At 38.2% G+C, this 22,885-nt stretch carries 13 protein-coding genes; 2 read left to right on the top strand and 11 right to left on the bottom strand.

Features of this window, described 5'->3' with window-relative positions:
• Position 1 precedes the first annotated feature (1 nt).
• From HMPREF0669_RS06875 to HMPREF0669_RS06915, 8 genes are all read right to left on the bottom strand, one after another.
• Positions 2-3,514 (bottom strand): N-6 DNA methylase, encoded by a 3,513-nt coding sequence (locus HMPREF0669_RS06875; RefSeq protein ID WP_009228205.1) that lies wholly within the window; start codon positions 3,512-3,514, stop codon positions 2-4.
• Between the two features lie 17 nt (positions 3,515-3,531).
• Positions 3,532-4,920: an RNA-binding domain-containing protein gene (locus HMPREF0669_RS06880; protein ID WP_009228204.1), complete on the bottom strand. Its 1,389-nt coding sequence runs from the start codon at positions 4,918-4,920 to the stop codon at positions 3,532-3,534.
• A gap of 6 nt (positions 4,921-4,926) precedes the next feature.
• Positions 4,927-8,199, bottom strand: a complete 3,273-nt coding sequence (locus HMPREF0669_RS06885) for a helicase-related protein (protein ID WP_009228203.1) — start codon at positions 8,197-8,199, stop codon at positions 4,927-4,929.
• Positions 8,200-8,203: 4 nt separating this feature from the next.
• Positions 8,204-8,425: a helix-turn-helix transcriptional regulator gene (locus HMPREF0669_RS06890; RefSeq protein WP_009228202.1), complete on the bottom strand. Its 222-nt coding sequence runs from the start codon at positions 8,423-8,425 to the stop codon at positions 8,204-8,206.
• A 244-nt stretch (positions 8,426-8,669) separates the two neighbouring features.
• Entirely contained in the window at positions 8,670-9,092 is a 423-nt protein-coding gene (locus HMPREF0669_RS06895; RefSeq protein WP_009228201.1) for a hypothetical protein, read from the bottom strand.
• The gene (locus HMPREF0669_RS06900; protein ID WP_044045664.1) at positions 9,089-10,387 is read right to left on the bottom strand and encodes a site-specific integrase; all 1,299 of its coding nucleotides are present in this window, start codon (positions 10,385-10,387) and stop codon (positions 9,089-9,091) included. Before HMPREF0669_RS06900 ends, HMPREF0669_RS06895 begins: the two co-directional genes overlap by 4 nt.
• A 30-nt stretch (positions 10,388-10,417) precedes the next feature.
• Positions 10,418-11,647, bottom strand: a complete 1,230-nt coding sequence (locus HMPREF0669_RS06905; RefSeq protein WP_020967275.1) for a site-specific integrase — start codon at positions 11,645-11,647, stop codon at positions 10,418-10,420.
• 488 nt (positions 11,648-12,135) lie between these two features.
• Complete coding sequence (locus tag HMPREF0669_RS06915; protein WP_009228199.1) at positions 12,136-12,693, bottom strand: sugar O-acetyltransferase; 558 nt, start codon at positions 12,691-12,693, stop codon at positions 12,136-12,138.
• 559 nt (positions 12,694-13,252) lie between these two features.
• On the opposite strand from HMPREF0669_RS06915, the gene HMPREF0669_RS06920 reads away from it, so the two are divergent.
• A complete protein-coding gene (locus HMPREF0669_RS06920) occupies positions 13,253-14,428 on the top strand; it encodes a TlpA disulfide reductase family protein (protein WP_009228198.1) in 1,176 nt (391 codons plus the stop codon).
• 55 nt (positions 14,429-14,483) lie between these two features.
• Entirely contained in the window at positions 14,484-14,867 is a 384-nt protein-coding gene (crcB, locus tag HMPREF0669_RS06925; protein WP_009228197.1) for a fluoride efflux transporter CrcB, read from the top strand.
• Positions 14,868-15,221: 354 nt separating this feature from the next.
• Here the strand turns inward: crcB and HMPREF0669_RS06930 are convergent, their stop codons facing one another.
• The 3 genes from HMPREF0669_RS06930 to HMPREF0669_RS06940 form a co-directional block, all read right to left on the bottom strand.
• Positions 15,222-16,580 (bottom strand): RagB/SusD family nutrient uptake outer membrane protein, encoded by a 1,359-nt coding sequence (locus tag HMPREF0669_RS06930; protein WP_020967278.1) that lies wholly within the window; start codon positions 16,578-16,580, stop codon positions 15,222-15,224.
• Positions 16,581-16,645: 65 nt separating this feature from the next.
• Positions 16,646-19,909: a SusC/RagA family TonB-linked outer membrane protein gene (locus HMPREF0669_RS06935; protein ID WP_009228195.1), complete on the bottom strand. Its 3,264-nt coding sequence runs from the start codon at positions 19,907-19,909 to the stop codon at positions 16,646-16,648.
• A 71-nt stretch (positions 19,910-19,980) separates the two neighbouring features.
• Entirely contained in the window at positions 19,981-22,557 is a 2,577-nt protein-coding gene (locus HMPREF0669_RS06940; RefSeq protein WP_009228194.1) for a zinc-dependent metalloprotease, read from the bottom strand.
• Positions 22,558-22,885: the final 328 nt, after the last annotated feature.

Genomic DNA, 22,885 nt, shown 5'->3' on the forward strand with positions numbered 1-22,885 from the left:
ATCAGTTCTTTATTATAGGTTTTAAAACATCTGGACTATAATGTTCCAAGTTATCTAACTTTTGGATAATTCCAGTTTCTTCAATGGATTTATACAAATCAGATACAGATGTCAAATTTTCATTGTCTATATTGTCATTCTCAATAATGTTTCTTATCGTGTCAAACACATGAATTCCTATACGATGCAATTCTTCTCCCAAATAAATTTCATAGATACATCCAGCAATGAGTTGTTCAAACATCTTTGCTAAGTAATCATTGGAAATGAATTTATCTATACGCTCATTATGTGTACTCTTAATAAATATGATACAGTCAACCAATTTGGCGATTAACTGCTGAATCTCTTGAGTTGGAACAGCTATTGGAATATGCATTAATGGTTCTTTATCTAACTGGAAATTTGCCCCTTGCATTTTACCTTTATTCTTTAACCAGAACTCGATTAGTTTAGAGTTTAGAAGACCAGTTAAAAATTTCATATTAACTCGTGTAGTATGTATCATATTAAATGTTTGTGAAACAAAACACTCGAAATTACAATACGCAAACTTTGGTCTATCAATAGACTTTCTTGTGGCAATTATTTTTTCATTTTTGAAATAAAACTCTTTTCGAGACCGATGCAATCCATATGGTTTATTATCTGATGTAATAATATTTTGAAATTTATCTAAATGCTGTTTTATATGCGGCATATTATCCAAGCTGTTTGGAGCCTTATAATTTGAGTCTGTATAGATCGTCCACTGTAAATGATTTTGATTGACATTATATCGTCCAATTTGTTCTGTTGTATAATAAGGCTTAATCAACGATAATTCTAATTCACTTAAATTGAGACCTTTTTTTTCAGAGTCTGATAAGACAAACACACCCTGACCGACAGAATAATTGTCTCCTAACTTTTTTGCACCTTTAGCATTTAATAAATCTTGCGGAAATACTATACCCTGTGCAACTTCATCATTTTTTAAATATATTACGTTGCTAACACTTGTTATCAATTCAAAGATATTATTATTATCAGAGAAAGTTAAATTACTATTCAGATAATTTCCCCTTCTTATAACAGGCTGAAAACACACAGAGTTAATAGAAGTTCCGTCTAATAAGGCGATAGCATCTTTCTCTGTTGCATTGTTTGTTGTGAGACGTCTATAATCAAAGGAATAGTCATCTGTAACCTTATCTTTACTAAACAGCATTATCATCGTTTGAATGCTTGCGCTTTCAAACATCATAACTGCTCCGAAGTCTATTAGATTACAAATGCGTGTTTCCTTTATTACCTTGTTCCGCAATATGCTTGCTCCAAAGTTAGTTGTCCAATTATTAGTTGCAATGAAACAGAGAGTCCCATTTTCTTTAAGCAGATCTATACAATTGCATGCAAAGAGATACCATATATCCATCTTTCCTTTGTAATATGGAGATTTCTTGTATGGCTCAAAGAAATCTTTCGACATCCTTCCTTCTTTTATATAAGGAGGATTAGCTATAATGATATCAAAGCCTGTAAAATTACCTTCTGCATCAAGCAGTTGAGGATATTCGAATCTCCACTCAATGGAATCCTTATAGAACTGGTTATTTAAAATCTCTGCTTCTTGCTTTCTCATTTTTGCCAAAGTATCCCTAGCTTTTTTATAACCTTTAGGATCAAGTCGCTCTTTACTTTCTCCGAAAAGAGGCTTTGCCTCAAATTCTAATACCGTATTTTCTGCTGCTTGCCTTTTTTTTATGTCACCAGCAGCTAACGTAACTTTGAAACAGTTCTTTATGTCCGCTATCTTATCACGCAAAACTTGTTTATTAGAATGTTCCTCTGTGTAAGACGTCACTAACTGCTTATAAGTTTCTAATGTAAAATCATTCCAAACTGTTCCTTTTGCTTTTAATCTCCCCAAACGATTATATTCGACAAAGACACTCTTAATAGGCATATTGAGCGAATAACGACAAAGTTGCGAATTTCCACACATTATCTTATAGTCAAGGTTGGGCAATGGTTGTGGTTCTGTTTCATCAACAACCAAAGCCAGCCAAAAGCGGAGGCGGGCTATATCAACAGCTCCCTGCTCTATATCCACGCCAAAGATATTTTGCTGTATGATTTCACGTTTCACTTGGGCATGAGAAAAATTCTCTGATGATTTTAAAAAGCCAAACAAGACTCGCCGAGTGTGATAAAGTACGTTAAGCGCTCCCATTGGAAAAGCACCTGACCCGATTGCAGGGTCACAGATCTTTACGCTCTTTAGCAAGTCGTAAATCTTATTAGCTACAACTTTTGTCTGCAATTCCGGACATACAATGCCTTCAACTATAAGTTTTCTGATGGCATTATGCAATTTTTCTTCGGCATGTGTCGTGAGATATTGTACTATACTCTCCTTACACATATATTGCACTATTTCTTTCGGCGTATAGAACGCACCCTTGTCTTTGTTGTCTTCCAATAGGTTCTCAAAGATATGTCCCAACATTTCAGGGTCAATACCTACTTCTGCATCATCAGGGTCGTTTTCATCGATGGTGAAGTTGTATTCCGAAAAGAACTCCATCAGTTCTTGAAAATAGGAGTAAGGGAAATCAATATTCCTGCTATCCAAAGCGTCTTTATCGAAAAGACCACCATTCAAGTAAGGTATCTTGATATTCTTACCAAGACGAGTATCAACAATATTGTTGGGTCTGGATTCGTTAAGCGTATTGAAGAAAAGAGGTTCCAAAACATCACTCAACAACCTTTCATTATCTTTATAATGTTCGACAAGTTTCTGCATATACGCTTTGTCGCCACCCTCCCATGTTTTGCTGCTTGCTGGTACACCCATCCATCCTTTTTTCTGCAAGAATTGAAGGAAGACAAGACGTCCAAGCAGTTTTTTAACATAGTCACGATTGTTCTTTGTGTTTCCTGTAAGGAAATCACAGAACTTCTTATAACGTCCTTTATATCCTTTAAAGAAATCCTTATTGAGCCGTTCCACAGAGAAAGCATCGGCAACATCGGACAATGATACATTTTCTTTCTTCACCAATTCATATAATCGGATAGTAGCAGTAGTGCATGGTTCGTTACCACCTAATAAGAATGTATAACGCTTTGGGGCTGTTTCTCTTGTTTCGAACTCTCCCGCTTCATTGAATGCAGTACCCTTAGATACGAAAGTGAGTCGATAATCAATCTGTTTATTTGAATAATAGAACACCAACACCCCATGAATAATATCTTGGTCAATATATCTTATGGCAATATTGCGAAGCCCTTTTCTGTTGCGCGCTATATCTATATTATCGACTACTTCTATTGCAAAGAGAGCCAACGAGCGATTGTCATCAAGATGTATTGTTCCTATCTGTCCACCGCTTCTTACCGACTTGTCTTCTATGATATTGGGAACGGAAAGATAGTCTATCCTATGAAACATCTTGCCAAGAATGTCTTTCCATGTTTCAAGATTGAAATTATCTTTCAACCTATTTCTCAGTTCAGCCTTATCCATATACAATATTATTTGTTTTATTCGTTTTGATAAATGAAAGTATTAAGCAACTGTAAGCCCTTTTTCGTAAGTTTGTACTTCTGTTGGGGGTGATTGGGTTTGTCGGGATATAGCATCTCTATCCAACCTTGTTGCATAGCGGGGAGAATGAATTTCTTTTTGAAATACCAGTGCGACTTGTATACTTGCTTATACACTTGCTTATACACTTGCAATATTTCATTAATAGAAAGCATCTGCCTATTTACACTGACAATCAGCGATTTAAGTTGTACACTAAGTTGCACATTTTTCTCTGTATCAACAGTAACAACCTGTTGTTGAGATTTCTTGGAAATGGGGAAGATGATACGGACAAAATTGTCTGTAAATGTAAAGCAATCTTCACCATAGGCTCTGAGTATGCGGGGAATGCCAGAACCCAACGATTCTACCAGTTCCAAATCACGGTAAATACGCATCAGTTCTTTGTTGCGCGGTATGGAGATACCGTTAAAGAACTCCTCACGACTTAACGATTCAGGCAGCCTTCCTGCAGATGTTATCTCAATACGGTTGGGAAATATTTCAAACTTGGGAGGTACCTCAAACGAATAGTCATTGTGCACAATAGCGTTAACAACAGCCTCGCGCAATGCTATCTTGTCCCATATTGGATTTTCTACTCGTTCTGCGGATGTGATGGAAGCAAATATTTTATTTTCGATTTCCAATTTTGCCAACACACTCTTTGTTGCTTTTATCAATGAGCAATAGCCGTATTCGTTATTCTCTATCAAATCACATCTGTCAAGACTTGAATATTTGGCAAGTTTTATAGAATTATTGTTTTCATCAGCCAACAAATATGCCACATAGTTAAGTTTGCCATCCTCAGTCAACAATTCCAAGCTACGTTTGAAATTATCGTTCAGTCGCTTACCACGTTCGTCATAATAAATACGAAGCTGCTCAAAAGTCAAATCTTGTCTATTTGAGATAATCCGACCTATGGAATTTCGGGTACGCATGGCAAACAAACGGTCGATCTGTCGTTGCTGCATTGGTTCTGCCGAAGTTCCTATACGAATGAATGTTCCTTTGGAAGTCATACCATACTTAGACTTGAAATAAGGTTTTTCTATTCCGCTTGCAATGGTAATCCTGACAATAGAACAGCCTTCTCTTTCTTCTGTAGATATATCGAAAAGCCCCATAACCGATGGTGAGATGTTATTTTTTATACGATCTTTCAACTGTAACATACAGGCATCTACATCATCTACCCCGACAGTGTTCCCATTTTTATCTACACCAATGTATATATAACCTCCTTCCTTGTAGTTCAGAAAGGCTATTACTTCTTTTTCTATATCCAAATCGGGGGTAAGTCCCAACTTGTATTCTATACGATTTGTCTCACTCATAATCAATCAAGAACAAAAACTTTCAGAAATGATAATTTCGGGATTAAACGATTCTTTTTGCTGTTGTTTGCTTGCTATAACATTCGCAGAGGCAGTATTAGGCTCTGTCAACAAAGGATAGGATGCAAGAATTTTCATCATTTGTCCAAAAAGGACAGGTAATTTTACAGGCATCTTCTTTGTTGTAGTTTTCAGCTTGTTTACCTCTCTTTGCAGTTGCTGAAACTTTCCCGTTGTAATAGCTCTTTTAGCTTGCTGAATGAGTTCAGCTTCCTTTTCTGTTATATTTTGTATAGTCAGAAAACTATCGAGATAGGCTATTGCCTTTTTCTCATTTGGTCCTTGTAAAGGATTTACTTTGAGAATATTACCCTTTTCAGCCTCAGATTTCTCTGAAAAATTCTCAAGTACTTTCTCTATTTGGAAATGATGAAGCCCGTGCAACGGGATGGCTTTTTCGTTCACATCAGCCTTAAATATTTTCACTGCTTCAAGGAAAGTAAGTTCTTCCATTTTTCCATCCTCATGAACAAGCGTGAAAGCATCTCGTTTTTCGTTGCGAACAAAAACCAATGTTGATTTGTCTGCATTATCTTTTCTCCTGCCTACCCGGGCACGTAAAGGCATTTTTGCAATAGCCTTCAATAAAGCGGGACTTTCTTCTTTCTGTTTTCTCAGCCACATTAAATAGCTTAATTTCTCATCGCGTTCTTCATCAAGACCCTTGTCAAACAAACCAAAGGTTTCAGGCGTTTCTTCATATGAATATATCTGGCTATCCTCACCCAGTGCCGAATGGAAGGCAAAGAGTTTCATCTTGGCTTTTTTCACAAGTTCTATATCATTATTTACTTTCTCCGTCGGATAGAAATTGTAAACATAAATATCTTTAGCAGTACTGCCAATGCGGTTCACACGCCCAATACGCTGCATCAAACGTGTAGAATTCCATGGAGTATCGTAATTCACTACCACATTAGCCCGATGCAAATTGACTCCTTCTGCCAGAACTTCTGTTGTCAGCACAATATTATAATCGTTTTTCTTATGCCCTTTATAGTTAGCATCAAAATTTGCATTTAGCAAAGGCATCTTTTCAGTGCGATTGTCACTTCTTATCGTCAGCACCTTGCCGTACCCTTGTTTTTTTAACTTATCCGAGAGATAGGCTGTCGTTTCTTTACTTTCTGAGAATACGACCAACTTTCCCTCGTAATTGATGGACTTATTGAATAGCTGATTATTCAACCTATCGAGGAACACATCCAGTTTGGGATCATAATCTATCTTGTCCCATTCTGCTACTAAATCCTTTAACAAAGCATCATCATGTTTTAATCCATCGATATAAACAGGTTTTACAAAATCTTCAGGCGTACATACCTCTATGGTGGGGTCTGTATACACAGACTGTTCTATCAGCTTAATCAACTCATCTTCCTTACCGTTGTTCAGCAGTTCATTTACTTTCAGATTAGGAGCAATATAAATAGTTCCCTTCTCAAACATTTTGAGCATAACGCTGTTTGCATCATAATATCGTTTCAACGACTGCTTGAAAGCATAGAAGCTACTGTCAAGCCGTTTCACGAGCAAGGTTTTCATAATCCCTGCCAGCTGAAGTGATATTTGATCTGCTTTTTTGTATTTCTTCTTTTTATCTTCGTTAAGATATTTAATGGCTTGGTATCGGAAATAAGTCAAGCCTTCTTTCTTATTGCTCAACACCTTGATAGTCTTATCATAAAGTGTACTCAACATCTTATCCAATTCATAATATAAAGGCTGTGGCTGGTGTACTGTCGGAAATTCAATTCCTTGTTCATCCAAATCCTTTTTGTAGGCTTCATTCTCCAATAAGTCTGTACGTGTACGGCGAACAGTTAGGGGTTCTACCACTTTTGTACGTATCTTCTCATAGATGATTCTTACTTTACTTGCAATGACAGAGTTGTCTTTTTCTGCTTTCACTTTCTTGTAGGCATCTATCTGCTCTCTGAAGAAACGTTGTAGGTTTCCTTCTTCGAGAGTACTGTCCTTAGAATCTTGAAAAAGATATACAAGGTTAGCAATATCTTCGGGTTTGTTGTTTAATGGTGTTGCCGAAACGAGAATCACTTTTTTATTGTATAGGGTTCCATCTGTATGTTGATGACGAGTGGGAGTTTTACACAACTTCTGAAGTTCGTTGTACATGGTCGCAGTGTCGGTACGGAACTTATGTGCCTCATCAACAATTATCAAATCGTAAAGAGACGCGTCTTTTATTTTGTGTAGGCTTCCATTTGTAATAATATTGTAATTGTCTATTTTGAATTTAGACAAGGTCTCATCCCAACTGTCTTTCAAAGCTGGGGGAACTATAACCAACACATGAGAGCGATATGTTGGAAAATTATTGGTGAAGAAAAACTTTTTGGCAATCAGGGCTGCCACTACGGTCTTCCCCAATCCAACTACATCGGATAGAAAAAAACCATTATGTTTCATCATCTTTGCAAAACCATCATTTACAGCATCAATCTGATAAGAGAGTTTCTTAAAGCCTTTCGGTAAGTCTGATACAGAATTAGGATTAAAATCGATACTCTTTCCAAAGTATTCTAACAAGAATTTCAAATAGATTTCATAAGGTGTAAAGTTCGGATTAAGATACGATTCTTTCCTTATGGTTTCTATGTGTGACAAGTCTATTCCCACCGCTTCATTCCATAGACGTTCAAAGGTGTCGGTGGCAGATTTAATATCATCGTCATACCGTAACTCTACGTTGAATTCAAAGTTCTTTTCGAGTCCAGCTTCTGTCAGATTGCTTGAACCCGTTATGACAGAACCATAACCATGTGGATGGTATTCCTTTTCTCTAAAGATATAAATTTTAGCATGGATATTCTGTTTGGGATGAATGCGCATTTCTATTTTCCCCGACACAATATCTTCTATGAATTGATACATTCCATCTTCGACTTCTTTATCATATTGAGCTTCTTGAATATTCTTTTTCAGCTCATAAAAGAATTCTTCTTGAGATTGTTTTTCATCGGGATTGAAAAGAAGCCCTTGTGTATTTGCTTGTGCAGTAAGTTTATCAACATTGATACCAACGAGAAACCTTATTTTCGGCGTCTGCTCTATAAATTTCCTAATTTTGAAATAGCCAGAAGCACAGAAATATCCTACAAGAACATCAAAGAAATGCACTTGCTTATATTTGAAAACACCCTCAAATTTCTCTAAAAGGGTATTTTGATTTTCATTTGTAAAGAAATTGGTTCCCACAGGCTTATTCTTTTGTCGGTTTAATCAATAGTCTAACATCTACATCCAATACTCTCGCAATCTCACCCAATTGAATCATTGAAGGTTGCGTTTTGTTTTGACACCATCGAGATACGGTATGCTCGGTCTTACCCAATTGCTCAGCAAGCCATCTGTTAGTTTTTCCTTGTTCTACAAGGATTAATTTTAAGCGATTTAATACGCCTGCATATTCATTATTTGACATATTAATACAAAATATTGCTTACAAAGGTAATAAACTATTTTTTAAAAGATGATTTTTATTCTTAATATTTTTAAGCCGTATCACCTTAATATAGTAGATGTTCGGCGAGCGTAGAATGTAGTAGAAATGTAGTGTGTTGATTTTTATTATTTGACTACAAGCTAATCCTTTTTCTTTCATCGTTTTACCCTTCTTGTAGTTATGTAGTAGGATAATATCGGTGAAAGAAAAAGATAGAGATAATTTAATGCTGCGTACCTCCAAAAAGGAATATCGGTGTTATGGTTGCTTTCGGTCGTTGTAACTCTTGGATGATATACTTTCTAAAGAAATGGGCTTCTGTGTTATCCAAATGAAAGGACAGGGCAATGATGATTGGGAACGGGTAAAGTGGTGCATAACCTGCCAATTCATTGCCTCTGACCATTACACTCTCACCTGCACTCCTTTCATCAGGGTGCAGGTTGGGATTGTGGACTATTGCTTTAAGCCTACCATTAAGCTTTTTCCATGTTACCCCGAAGAACCTTGCAAGTTCACTCTCCGTCATGGCTATTTCTCCATTTCCTTTGCGGACGACCTGCAGATTGCAGCCCCATTCATAGTAACTGCGCTCTTTGTATTGATTGGATTTTACTTCTGTCTGTGAATTGTCCCTCGTTTTCATACTGTTTCCTCCATGCTTTTGTTAGTTTTTGTAACGATGTACGATATAGCCTTGATGTCTGCCGTTTCTTTCTCTTTTGCCTTATGTTTGGCAATAAGCCTGTCCATATCCTTGGAAATCTTGCAGTCCGTTACCTGCGCATAAATCTGCGTACTTGCAATTGATGCGTGTCCCATCATCTTGGCGATGCTCTCTATGGGAATACCTGCACTTAGGCACATCGTTCCGAAGGTATGTCTTCCCATGTGATAGGACAAGCGTTGCTTGATACCACAAGCCTTGCCTACGATGCTTAACTTCGCTGCCAACACATTTCTACTGCAACAAGGTTGAAAGATAAGACGATTATCCATATCCATGTTATTGCCTTCTTCTTTCACCGCTTTTAGTTGCCTTTGCTGCTCGATAATCGTCTTGGCTATGGGATGTAACGGCACTATAAATTCTACTTTTGTTTTCTGACGCTCCTTTCTTATATACATCTGTCCGTCCGCTGCGCTCTTGATATGTCCAAACGTTAAGTGTTCCATATCCGTAATGGCTAAACCTGTGAAGCAGGAGAAGATGAACATCCGCCTTGCAAGTTCGGCATCGCTATCACACATCTTCATTGCCATCAGGTTTGCTACATCACTCTTGCTAAGAAAACGAATTGCCTTTTCCACCTTTTCATATTCCGCATGTTCAAATGGGTTATAACGAATGATGCGCTGACTTACCGCACGGAACATTAAACGGCTCAGCCAACAAAGATAGTTGTTAATGGAAGAACCTTTCAACCCTTTCTTTTTAAGAAAGAAGCGGTATTCCTCAAATAGCTCCTCTGTGATGGTACGGATGTCAATGTCCTCGTTGCCTTTGTCCTTGATAAACTCACACAGCATTCTATTCGCATAGCAAAGGTTAGTGTATGTACTTTCCATCTTTGACTTACCAATACCTTCCTTTACCATTTGTAATTCTGCTCTACTAAGTCCTAATAATGTAGAGGAATAGGTCGCTATCCCTTGCAATCTGTTTTTAAGCAGTTCAGCACTTACCACTCCGTCTTTTAGGAGCAGTTCCTGATAGGTCTTTTCTACAAGTTCCCTGAATGATTGCAGTCGAAGATTGATTTTCTTGTCCGTTGTCGTCCCCTGTTTAGTATTCCACTCCGCAGGTTTACATTCTTCGTTTGTGGTAATGACAGAGTTCTTGCCATCTATCGTGATACGGCAGAGTATGGAAGTCTGACCATTTGTTTTGGTCTTTTGTCTGTTGATATAAAACAGTATTTTGAATGTACTTCTCATCATGATTTTAGTTTTAATGCTTCTACTCTATGGCTAAATACTCATCTGCATATCCTCCGTGAAAGAAAGGAAACGCTCAAATTCCACAAACAGTTTCTGTGGTGTAACCTTTGCGTACCGTTCGGTCATACTCACGTTGCTATGCCCCAACATCTTGCTCACCGTTTCTATCGGCACTCCCTGCTCAAGTGTGATGAGCGTGGCAAAGGTATGTCTTGCCGTATGCGTGGTAAAGGGAAAGGCTATGCCGATTCTTAGGCGCAATGCTTTAAGATACGATTGATAGGTGGCATATTTCATCTGTGGCAATAGGCTTTCCCTTTCATCGCTCTTGTACTTCTCTATTATCCTGATGGCTTCGGGCAACAACTTGATACGGCAAAGTACGCCTGTCTTCTGCCTGTTGAACTTCAGCCAAAGACTTCCCTCATCATCACGGACAAGATGCAATCTGCTTAACTCCATCAAATCGCAATAGGCTGCACCCGTATGGCAAGCAAAGACAAACAAGTCCCTTGCGGTTTCCATTTCCTCCTCTAACTCTTCAAACTGTATCTTCATTAGTTTGTCAAGCGAACACCTATCAAGAGCTTTGGGTAGCTTCTTATCTCCTCTTACTATTTTTGCATTAGCAAACAACAAGGTGTCAGCCAATCCCTCACGGTATGCCAACCTACATACGGTTTTTATTTGGGAAGCTGCACCATAGAAACTGCTCTCTTGAAAACCTAATGTCCCCAAGAAAAAATCTCTAAAATCATAAATAAAGTTTTCAGATAGTTGTGAGAAAGCTAAATCCTCTACCTTATATTTCTCTTCGATGAATGTGCAAAGATTGCTTCGTGTAGAGTGATAATTAGATAGCGTATCTTTCTTAATATCTATTCCAACGTGTTCTTCTTTCTCCCTGATAAGCCTATCAAGGCGTTCTATAAGCATACACCGAGATTGTACGCTCCCTTGAAACTGCTCCTTGATGTCCGTGGCAGTAAATGCCTGTCCTTTGGACAGCAATGTTTGATAAGCGGACTGAATGGAAAGTACTAAACTATCCAGCTTTCCGTTCACTTCCACCGCCTCACGGCTCTTGCCCCTCATTCTACTTTCACGAGGACTCCACAAATCTATATCACAAGATAGCTTGCAACTAAACTGTACTATACTCCTTCCAAGTGTGATACGTCCCATAATGGGAGCTTTACCCTGCTTATCCTTTCCGCTCTTTTTGAGGTAGAGCAACACCTTCATTTTCTCTGTTTTCATACGCTTTGATATTTTGTGGCAAAATTACCAATTTCAAAGCGTTCCTTACTTATGCAGAAAACTGCCGACCGAAGCAACAAACACACGAACCAAATAATTTCAGTTACCTATATCTGCATTTCGTTACCTATTCCCAATCTTGGTAATGATTTAGTAACTGAACTTTTGCCTATATCTGCATATTTCTACCCTTTACAAATAGAGCAGTTTTATGCAAATTGCCTCGTTTCTACCTCATTACCAATTAGTTTGCATGTCTTTCGATATTTCTTCATTTTCCTTGATTAGTTACGCTGTAATTGTAATGCTTTTGTTGTATAATAACAATGCTTTTATAAAGCAAAACGATAGCTTTTATTTTGCAATAGCTAAACACTTATTCATCAAACATTTAGCTATTGCTTCACAAATTATTTTCACTTTGAATGCTATCTATAAAAAAATAAAAAAAAAGCGTCGACAAATTCAATTGTCAACGCTTAGTATATTTACTCTTTATTGAGCTTTCTCTTAATCACAGCAGGGCTTCCTGCCACCACACAATCATTAGGAATGTCATGCATCACCAAACTACCAGCGGCAATAACACATCTGTCTCCGATGGTAACACCTGGTAAAATAACCACAGAACCACCAATCCATGTGTCTTCTCCAATAGTTATTGGCAAGCAAACTTCTTGCGGTTTACGTCGCTCTAAATAATCTGTCGGATGTTGACTGGTGTAGAGTTGGCAAGCAGGACCAATCAAAGTGTTCTTCCCTACTCGTATTTCTCCACCATCAAGAAACACACAATTACAATTAATAAACACGTTTTCGCCTAACACTATACCATGACCATGGTCACAATTAAATGGAGGTGTAACTACTGAAGAATTAGGAATACCAGGTATTAACTGACTAATCACCTTTCGATAATCATTACTATACACTGTCAGATTTTGTAACTGTACGCATAATTCCTTTGCATGTTTAAAGCTTTCTACGATCTCTTCTTTACTAAAGTCATAGAGTAAAGAAGCTCGCATCTTATTCATCTCTTCCATACGTACCTCTCTTTCAATATAAAACTTTATTCAATCGCAAATATACTACTTTGTTTCTATAATGCAATAATTTAGCACTTCTTTATTTAAAACATTTTTAAGAGAAAACAATATATAAATTTTATTTGTACTTAAATCCTTCTATTATAAAGTTAATATATGTTTTTATCTCTCCTGGAAGTGGCATTTCTCGTCAGCGAAAGATAACTATTATATAAATTCAACACTTAAAGTATAATATTCTTTATTTGGAAATATTCTCAACAAAAAATGCTATTCAGAGATCAATTACATTCATTTGCATAAAGAGTTATCTTCAATTATGTAATAAGTTACATTGAATAGAATGCAAAATTGCATTGAACTATACTTAAAAGAAGATACAAAATCGTGTAGAAAAGATACAAAAAGACCTCTCTACACCGACTTATTATGCCTCCCCAAAACAAGAAAACACACCGAGAAGGCACTAAAAGACATGAAAAAGCAAAAACACAGACTTTTATTTTGTTGTTTATTGCTTTTCCACTACTTTTGTATTTAAATCATAAAAACCTCTATGAAAAGACCAGTTACACAAATTGTACGTGCCATTTCATTTGTCTTTGCTCTATTGGCAATAGCATCTTGTGGCGAAAAGAAATTCCATGTTCAAGGCGAAATCAAAGAAGCTAAAGACTCAATGCTTTACTTTGAGAACATAAGTCTCGATGGAATTAAAGTTATCGACTCATTAAAACTATCAGAAGAAGGCAGCTTTAACTTTGCACAAAAGGCTCCTACTGCTCCTGAATTCTATCGACTTAGAATCGCAAATCAAATCATTAACGTTTCAATAGACTCTACAGAAACTGTTGATATCAAAGCTTCTTATCCCGATATGGCAGTGAAATATGAGGTAAAAGGGTCGGAAAATTGTAGCAAGATACAAGATCTTGCTTTGCAACAAATTAGACTTCAAAACAGAATTAATGCCATTGTAAATAGTCCTTTGCTTGGAGTTAAAGCCGTAGAAGACAGCATTTCAAAGGTTCTTTATACTTATAAGGAAAGAATTAAGCTGAATTATATCTTCAAAGAGCCTATGAAAGCATACGCTTATTTTGCTCTTTTTCAAACCATCAACGTTGGCAATATGTCTACATTGATATTTAATCCTCGTTCAAGTGAAGAAGATGTAAAAGCTTTTGCCGCTGTTGCGACAAGCTGGGATGCCTACCATCCAAACTCTGAAAGAGGCTTAAACCTTCATAATATCGCTATTGAAGGAATGAAGAACATTCGCATAATAAAGTCACAACAACAGCTTACAATCGATCCAAGCAAAGTTAAAGTCACCAATAGTGTAGATATTTCACTTGTAGATAACAAGGGGGTGACTCGCAATTTGAGCGACCTTACGGGCAAAGTAGTGCTCTTAGACTTCCATATGTTTGCAAGTAAAGAAAGCACCAAGCGCATTATGATGCTTCGAGCACTATACAATAAGTATCACGAAAGAGGCTTAGAAATTTATCAAGTGTCGATAGATGGAGACGAACACTTTTGGAAAACACAGACAGCTGCATTGCCTTGGGTTTGTGTTAGAGAAACTGAAAGCACCAAAGGACAAAGTCTTTTAAGATACAATGTACAACAAATACCTACATTCTTCTTAGTTGGTAAAGACAATGTGGTGTATAAACGAGACATACAAATTAAGGATTTAGATGCCGAAATAGCATCTTTACTATAACAAACATATAGGGTGTTAATTGCAATAAGCAGTTAACACCCTTTTTAAAAGAACGATGTTACTCAAAACAACACTTATTATTGCACTTGGAGGTGCACTTGGTTCTGTTGCACGTTTCATGCTTTCGAAACTCATTAACGAAAGTTCTACCACCTCATTCCCCCTCTCTACCCTCGTTGTTAACCTGCTTGGCTGCCTCATCATAGGCTTTGTTTATGCCTTGTTTGATAACAAAGAGAATGCAAGTGTTGCGCTAAAGCAATTTCTAACCATTGGTTTCTGTGGCGGATTCACCACCTTTAGCACCTTTAGTAACGAGTCGTTCAACCTCTATCAGCTACAACATTTCACCCAATTAGCCCTCTACATCACCGCAAGTGTGGTACTTGGCTTTTGCGCTATCGCTCTTGGTGCGTTGTTAGGGCATTGGATTAGATAGGGTTTTTATCTTCATTTACACAAGCATTCTACTCCTAAACGAAAGAAGTATCATCTTCTTGCAACCTATTCGCTATGCACCTCAAAACATAGCTCAGAACCTTTCTTCTACAAAAGCTATGCTATTACATTGTGAAAGCATAGCTATTATAACGTAAAAACATTGAGATTGAGGTATAAAAGCATTGAGATTGCCTCACTAAGGAATGAGATATAATGAGAAGGACACCAAAAAGGCTACATTGAACTGACAAGAAACGAAAATAGATAGGGTGACAAACAAATAATAAGCAACCTCACTTTACGTGCAGATCGCTTATTATTCGTGTTGCAACAACAGACGTGGTGTTGCTCATTATTTATTTGAATTCCATCGAGCAAGGTCGGGATTAGCCTCAAGAGCTTCTGTTGGAAGTCGAAGAGTGTATCTACTATCGTTGGCATTCAACTTATATGTGTTACCATTGTAGGTTCTTTGCATTGCAGGACGTGTGGTTCTTCTTAAATCAAACCATCTATGTCCTTCGAAAGCAAGCTCTCTAAAACGCTCATCGGCAATATAATTAATTAGATCTACTTGTGAGAGTGCATCAACTTCACTTGCATATTGTGGGTAGAGCGATGCCATATAGCGTTTTGCCATCAGTTGCTTTAAGTAGGTTTTAGCGGTTGTTAAGTCACCAAGTTGTGCCGAAGCCTCTGCCGCAATGAGGTAGAATTCTGCCGAACGGAAGGTTGAACGATAATCGCCTCCACCGCCTTTGCTCACTGTTGTAACGCTGGCTGTAAGCTGGTTATAATAATAGTCGTAACGATAGTCGCCCACTTTGTAAAGCGATAGCAAATCGTCGGCTACCTGACCTGCACGTGCATAGGTGGCAGTCATAACCTGTTCGAGCGACACTATGCTTTCAACCGACTTGTAACTATTGGGCAATGTAGGACCTGCAACGGTTAAATCTTGCAACGCAGGGTGCGCTGTTATCACGCTTTGAGCGGCTTGCAATGCGCCACTCCAATTACCTTTGTATAATTCTACACGTGCTTTTAGGGCTTGTGCAGAGAGCTTATTGAATCGATAGTTAAAGCCTTTATCCCACGAATCTTTATTCATTAAGCTATAAGCCTTGTCGATATCGCTTTCAACTTGTGCATAGACCTTTGCCAAAGAGCTATTTTCTAGCACCGCATTGACGTCTGCTTCGAGCGAAAGAGGCACTCCACGAGTGGTATCAGGTTTGACTTTGGTGTAGGGTTCTGCATAAAGATTGGCTAAAAGGAAATGACAATAAGCACGCATCATATATGCTTCTCCCACCAATTGATTGTTGTCTGCGGTAGAGAAGTTGGTCATCTTTCCGTCGTTGGCTATGATGGTGTTAGCAACATAAATTGCATGATAATAGCGTCTCCATCCAAATGAGGCGGTAGTTCCTTGTGCTGAGTTATCATTCCACGCCCAAATATCGAAGAAAGAGCTATAATCTTCGGTTGAAGTACTGCTGCTTGTGAGGTTCATCTCATCACTTCTGAATGATGCTAAACCACGATCTTCGGGGAAATTCTTATACTCATAAGTCAATAAAGCACGGTATTCCTCTCCTGTTTGGGCTATAACTTTACCCGTAGGACGTATGTCTAAGAACTTATCACACGAAGAGAAGCCCAATAAAAGCAATGCGGCAAAAAGCCAGTTGATATATCTTGATTTCATAAAATATCGTATTTTTAAATACACCTTATTATATATTGTGTTCTAATTGCATCCTAATGCTGTTCTTAGAACTGCACGTTAATTCCGAAAATGAAGCTCTTTGGAATGGGTTGTGCAAATGGATTGCCCATTGTTTCGGGATCTAAATAGTTGTCATAGTTCGACGCAATGGCAAATAAGTTACGTGCTTCTAAAGACAAAGACGCACTCTTTACACCCACTTTTGTTAAGAGTTTGCTTGGCAATTTGTAGCCTAAACGAAGACTTTGTAAACGCCAATAGCTGTTATCTTTTACCCATGTGTCTAGCATACTATATAAGTTGTATTCTGAATATTGTATGTATTCAGGCACACGTACATTCTTATTCATTAGTGCTGCGTATCTTCCTGCAGGATTATCGGTAGTGAATCGATTGAGAATGTCACGATTGGTGTTGAGTCCTCTATCAAATGTTGCAGGCGAATAAGATGGACGTACTCTCACTTTCATACCGAGATTGAAAATGAAGTTCACGCCCAATTGCCAGTCTTTATATTCGAATGTATTGATGAAACCACCCGAAACCTTTGGATCTGTGCTACCCATATATTTATAAAGGTTGCGCTGTTGTTCTGCTGTTAATGTACTTGCGCCATGCGAGTTCAATTTAAGTAGTTCTTCTGCACTTACCTTTGAACCATCAGAAGCAACGAAAACGGGATAGCCTTGTGCATCTAAGCCTGCTGTTTCATAAGCAAAGATGGCTCCAACGGGGTGACCTTCACGGCTAGGATAAGTGGCATTTTGAGCCACCGTCTCACGTAATACGGTGTTAGAGTTGAATCCTAAGTTCAAATTAGTTGTCCAAGTGAAATCTTTTGTCTTGATGTTACGAGTTGAAAGGGCTAACTCTAGACCTTGATTTTTCATACTTGCCCAGTTGATTACAGTTGAAGCAAATCCTGTTTCCAATGGAAGCATACGTGTTCCGATAAGGTCTGTGCTCTTACGATAATAGTAATCGGCACTAATATTGATAATATTGTCAAACAAACTGATATCTAATCCTAGGTTTACGTTTGCTGTCTTCTCCCAACGTAGATTGGGGTTTGGAGCTGTTTCTGCCTTAATTACAGTTTCAACGTTGCCTGGTAGGATGGTAACTTTATCAAAAGTACCAATTAAGTAAGGTGAAGTATTCTTATCAATGTTACCTTGTAGTCCGTAAGAAGCACGCAAAGCAAGATTGCTTAACCATTTCTTTGCACTACTGTTTTGTATGAATGGCTCGTTAGAAACACGCCAAAGACCACTCAATGAATAAAGAGGTAGGAAGCGATATTTCTTTGCAACGCCGAAAACATCAGAGCCGTCCCAACGCACACTCGCTCCAAATGTATAACGACTAAGTAGTGTGTACGATCCAGTTGCAAACCAAGATACATAAGCATTCTCTAAGTTTGTTTCGCTATGTAGTGGATATTGACGGGCTAAGTCTTCGGTTGGGAAGATCACAGGCTGTGTTGTTAGCGTGCGATTGTCGTATCCATAAGCTGCAGAATACAATGAAGTGGTCTTTAATCGACGTACTTCTGTACCCAACATCAATTCTAAATCGTGGATAGAGTTAAACCTTTTGGTAAACTCTGCCATTGCTTTCCATGTCCATTGGCTTGTATGTGCCTCTGTCATCTTATGCATTCCGCCTGTAGGAAGGAATGTTCTTTTACCATCAGGATATGAATATGTTGCAAAAAGTTTCTCCTTTCGCATGGCAAAACTATTCTCTCCTGCATACTTATCCAATGTATAAGCGTCTTGTTGTAAGCCAAATTGAGTGGTAAGTTTTAAGTTACTATTGATTTTAAGCTCTGCATCAAAGATCGCCATAAGCGATTTATCGGTTCTTTCATTAGAGGTATTAGCTCGCTCTTCGAATATATTAAAATCGAGAGAAGAGTCTTCTTTTCCCTGAATATTGGTGTCATACACATAGCTTCCATCTGCATTAAAGGGCAAAGTGTATGGGTTTGCGAGGCGAGAATAATACACTGGATTGGTGAATCCGTTTGTATCTGTGAGGTAACTGTTTTGCTTTCGCTGGTTAGCAAACACCGAAGCACCCACCTTTAGCATGTTACTTATGCGGTAATCTGTCTTTAGTGTAAGGTTGAAACGATTGTTCTTTACACCTTTTACAGTACCCATTTCGTCGTAATAACCTACAGATGTGTAGTAATTAGCCTTCTCACTTCCTCCAGAAAGACTCAAGTTATATTCTTGATTGAATACATCTCTAAACAAAATGTCGTTCCAATTGGTGTTAATATTGCGCAATTGGTTGATCTTTTCTTGTGCATTTGTGCTCAAAGCGTTCCAACCTGAAGCCTTAAAGGTAGACAATTCGCCTAAAGAAGTTAAGATTTTAGACACATCTCCTTTGCCTTCACGATACGAATAACCGCTTTTTAGCAACTCAAGTTCAAGGTTTACCTTCTCATTTGAGTTTAACATGTTCAATTTATCAATGTTGCTCTTTGGCGAAAAGGTGAATTTTGAAGAGAAAGAGATATTTGGTTTACCTGCTTTTCCTCGCTTTGTGGTGATAACAATCACACCATTAGCAGCTCGAGCACCATAAATTGCAGTGGCAGCAGCGTCCTTTAACACAGTGATGTTATCGATATCGGCTGGATTCACACCTGCAATTGAGGTTTGATAGATATTGTCAATATCTTTAAGATCTTCCATATTAGGAATGTCTGTACCCTCTAATGGCATACCATCGAGCACCCATAGAGGCTCTTGTGAGCCGTTTAGCGATGCAGTTCCACGTATTCTGATCTTCACCGGCGCACCTGGTGCACCCGAAGAGCTTATTGCAGACAATCCAGCAATCTGTCCAGAAAGAGCCTGATCGATGCTTTTTACGGCTCCAATCTTCTCGTCTGAGATATTAACAGATGTGACAGAAGCTGTTAATTTGCGTCTATCTATCTTTTGATATCCTGTTACTACGACCTCACCAACGACCTTTGCGTCTGATTTTAGTGCGATAGTGTATTCCGATTTGCCTGCAATAATATTCACTGTTTGTGTTTGATAGCCTAAATAACGAACGGTAAAGCTCTTTGTTAGCGAGTCTACTTTAAGCGTAAAACGACCTTCATAATCGCTAACGCCACCCGTTTCTACTCGTGAACCTGCTTTTGCAACCGAGATAGTTGCCCCTGGAAGCGGGTCATTATTTAATTCGGCGTCTACCACAACACCTGTTATTGTGCGCTCTTGTGCATACAATGCCACCGCAACGAACAACAAACAAAATGCTCCTAATAGTCTTTTCATATTGTTATTTTTATTCTTTGTGATTACTAATATTCTTCTATCGTGTTTTAATGATATTGTTCTTCCGTTTTCTACTTAGTCAATCCAAGAGCCGTTTGAATACGCAGAACAACGTCTTCGTAATGCAATCGAGTTGCAGTATCGGCTGTTGTAATGCGTTGTTTCAATAACTTTAAGATGCGAATAAGCTCTCCTCGTTTCACACTTATAGCGTCGCTCACTCGTGTTGCCTGTGTTCCAGTCAACTCAATGATGCGTGGAGCCGAGCTCAACTCATTACAACCGAGTTGAAACTCATCGTTTTCAATAATGTTATTACTTTGATTTAATTTTTTATTTATCTTCACTCCTTCGCTTTCTGCCGCTGCTGTTATGAGCGCATCAACGAAGTTTTTCTGCAAACTTCTTTGCGAAATAGAGGGCGAAACACCTGCTATTGTTGTTTTAAAAATATGATTATGCAACATATCCATTAGCTCTATCACCGTAAAAGCTTTGTCTTTGCCGTTGCGCATCTCGTTTTCGAGCATACGAACAAGGCGTGTATTGTCGAGAATATCCCACAAGATGTAGCTTTGTTGATTAACAAGCGAGTAGGTTGGCGACATCTCTTGCACCCCAATAGGTGTCTTTTTATTTAAATAAGTATAATTACTTATCGGTGTATTAAATAGCCATGGCTGATCGCTTAGCACCTCTTTCAACAAGAACTGCACTGCTTTTCGCTGTGTAGACTTCTCAACATAAGAGAAAGTGCGCTTTCCATCGCCCACAATAGTGTTCTCAACATACATTCCACCCACGTTAGCTAGTACGTGATAGCTATACAAGCTCCATTGAAAAATGATCGACTTATAGAACTTCGACGCCTCATCATAGGTTTGACCTTGCTCTCCTGTGGTGGTCCAAGAAATGACATTAGGCATAATACGCTTTAAGTTGGCAATACCATAAGATGCCGATTTCATTGCATCATCGCCTAAATCCTCACTTAATGAGCGTGGATCGATTGCCGAACGCTGACTTTGCGCCTCGCTATACTGATATTCTTTGCTTCGATGCTGATTGAGAAAGCTATATAATTGGTTCTTTGCTACACCCTCATTAGGATACCAACGATAACCCCACTCTATCGCCATAAGATCGTATGGACCAATGTTTGGAGCATTTTTCACCACCTTATCACTTGGTTGTGCAATGTAATTAAAGCGTGCATAGTCCATAATCGAAGCCGAAGTGCCTCCTATTCTATCTGTAAAGCTACGTGAACGCAACGAATCGGTGGGATAAGCGTTCGAAGCACGCATGTTATGACGCAATCCAAGCGAATGTCCTACCTCGTGACAAGCCACAAAACGAGCGGCATCACCAATTAAACTATCGGGCAACACCACGTTTCTTGCAGCAGGATTGCATGCACTTGTTTGCACCATAATCCACTCTTTCAACAAAGAACGTACGTTGTGCCACCAAATAACATCTGCCTTTAAGATCTCACCTGTGCGTGGATCGATCACATAAGGACCCATTGCGTTTGCCTTTTCTGATGCATCATAGGTTAAAACGCTATACTTCACGTCGTCACCTTCTAACGCCATGCTATCTGTAAACTCATGAACTACCACCGCATTCTTAAACCCTGCACGCTCAAAAGCTTTGTTCCAATCGAGTATTCCCTTTTTAATATAGGGCAAAAGGTTGGTTGGAACGGCATGATCAATATAGAATTCGATGGGTTTTACAGGCTCAACCAACTCGCCACGCATATAAGCTGCAGTGTCTTTAGGCTCTAATCGCCAACGAGTGATATAGTTCTTGGTTTCCACTTCGGGCTGATTGTCGCCATAGTGCAATCTACTTGTTGTGAAATAACCCACACGCTGATTCTCTAAACGACCCATCATAGGGCGAACAGGTAACAAAATGAGTGATGTACTCACCACAATTGTGATATTTGTTTTGCTTTTTCCTTCGTGAACAATGGTACTTAACTCTGAGGTTGCAGCCACATTATTGTCGAATGCCTTTATGTTTAGAATGCGAGAAAGATCGCTATTGGCACTGGTTCCTAAGTTAATGAGGTTGAAAACATCGTTCAAACACTCGTCTTTACCATTAAACAAGTTAGTAACTTTCACCACTACCGAAGCCGAATCTTTACTAACAGCCTCGATTTTTAGGCTTGCAATCAACGGATTGATATAGTTATCTTTCACCGAAGGTGCCATTGCATAAAAGCTATACACCTCTGGTGTGAGTCGTTGTTCACGGATATTGAGTTTGTTTAAGCCCTTTTCCCACTCAAACTTAATGGTTTTATTCTCGTAATTAATACCCTTATTCACTCCCGCTTCGTTCAATTCTTCGGGAACTTGAAGTAGCTTATTCGACACAAGAATCTCTCTTCCGATAAGTGCTTTGGGAATTTCTAAATAATAATCGTTCTCTTTTTGAATAACACCCATCAAGCCTTTAATAGCCATAGTGTCTCTTCCAACGAGCTTATTATAATTGCTTTGAACGCTTTTTGTGGTTTCTTTCTTGTCTTTTTTGCTACCAAACCAACTCTTTGCAGATACATTTTGAGATAAAGTTGGTATACAAAAAAGAAAGGAAAGGAATAGAATTTGCTTTTTTATCATCATCATTTGAATATTATCTTGTCACAATCTTGTATAATAGATTACAATATTACAGCTTACAAAATTACTGCTTTTTTCTGATTTATATTGTGTTAGCAATTTAGTTTTTGCGTTATTTCTTTCAAATTGAAATTATTTTGACCTCTTTCAAGCTGTTTTATCACCGCAAAATGCCTGCGTTCTACTTTTTTTGTTATACCATTCAAAATCAATATATTGCAATATTAAAAATAAACTCAATGCTTTTAATGTGTAATAGCAATGTTTTTAGCTTGCAAAAGCATTGAGATTAGAGTACAAAAGTAATACTTTTGCTTTTAAGCTACTATCTACT

It is taken from the genome of Prevotella sp. oral taxon 299 str. F0039 (assembly GCF_000163055.2).
GTDB lineage: Bacteria > Bacteroidota > Bacteroidia > Bacteroidales > Bacteroidaceae > Prevotella.

Coding starts and splice junctions, on each gene's coding strand:
- HMPREF0669_RS06905 (WP_020967275.1), bottom strand. CDS start 11,647: ATGAAAACAGAGAAAATGAAGGTGTTGCTCTACCTCAAAAAGAGCGGA.
- HMPREF0669_RS06930 (WP_020967278.1), bottom strand. CDS start 16,580: ATGAAATCAAGATATATCAACTGGCTTTTTGCCGCATTGCTTTTATTG.
- HMPREF0669_RS06920 (WP_009228198.1), top strand. CDS start 13,253: ATGAAAAGACCAGTTACACAAATTGTACGTGCCATTTCATTTGTCTTT.
- HMPREF0669_RS06890 (WP_009228202.1), bottom strand. CDS start 8,425: ATGTCAAATAATGAATATGCAGGCGTATTAAATCGCTTAAAATTAATC.
- HMPREF0669_RS06895 (WP_009228201.1), bottom strand. CDS start 9,092: ATGAAAACGAGGGACAATTCACAGACAGAAGTAAAATCCAATCAATAC.
- HMPREF0669_RS06875 (WP_009228205.1), bottom strand. CDS start 3,514: ATGGATAAGGCTGAACTGAGAAATAGGTTGAAAGATAATTTCAATCTT.
- HMPREF0669_RS06940 (WP_009228194.1), bottom strand. CDS start 22,557: ATGATGATGATAAAAAAGCAAATTCTATTCCTTTCCTTTCTTTTTTGT.
- crcB (WP_009228197.1), top strand. CDS start 14,484: ATGTTACTCAAAACAACACTTATTATTGCACTTGGAGGTGCACTTGGT.
- HMPREF0669_RS06900 (WP_044045664.1), bottom strand. CDS start 10,387: ATGATGAGAAGTACATTCAAAATACTGTTTTATATCAACAGACAAAAG.
- HMPREF0669_RS06915 (WP_009228199.1), bottom strand. CDS start 12,693: ATGGAAGAGATGAATAAGATGCGAGCTTCTTTACTCTATGACTTTAGT.
- HMPREF0669_RS06880 (WP_009228204.1), bottom strand. CDS start 4,920: ATGAGTGAGACAAATCGTATAGAATACAAGTTGGGACTTACCCCCGAT.
- HMPREF0669_RS06935 (WP_009228195.1), bottom strand. CDS start 19,909: ATGAAAAGACTATTAGGAGCATTTTGTTTGTTGTTCGTTGCGGTGGCA.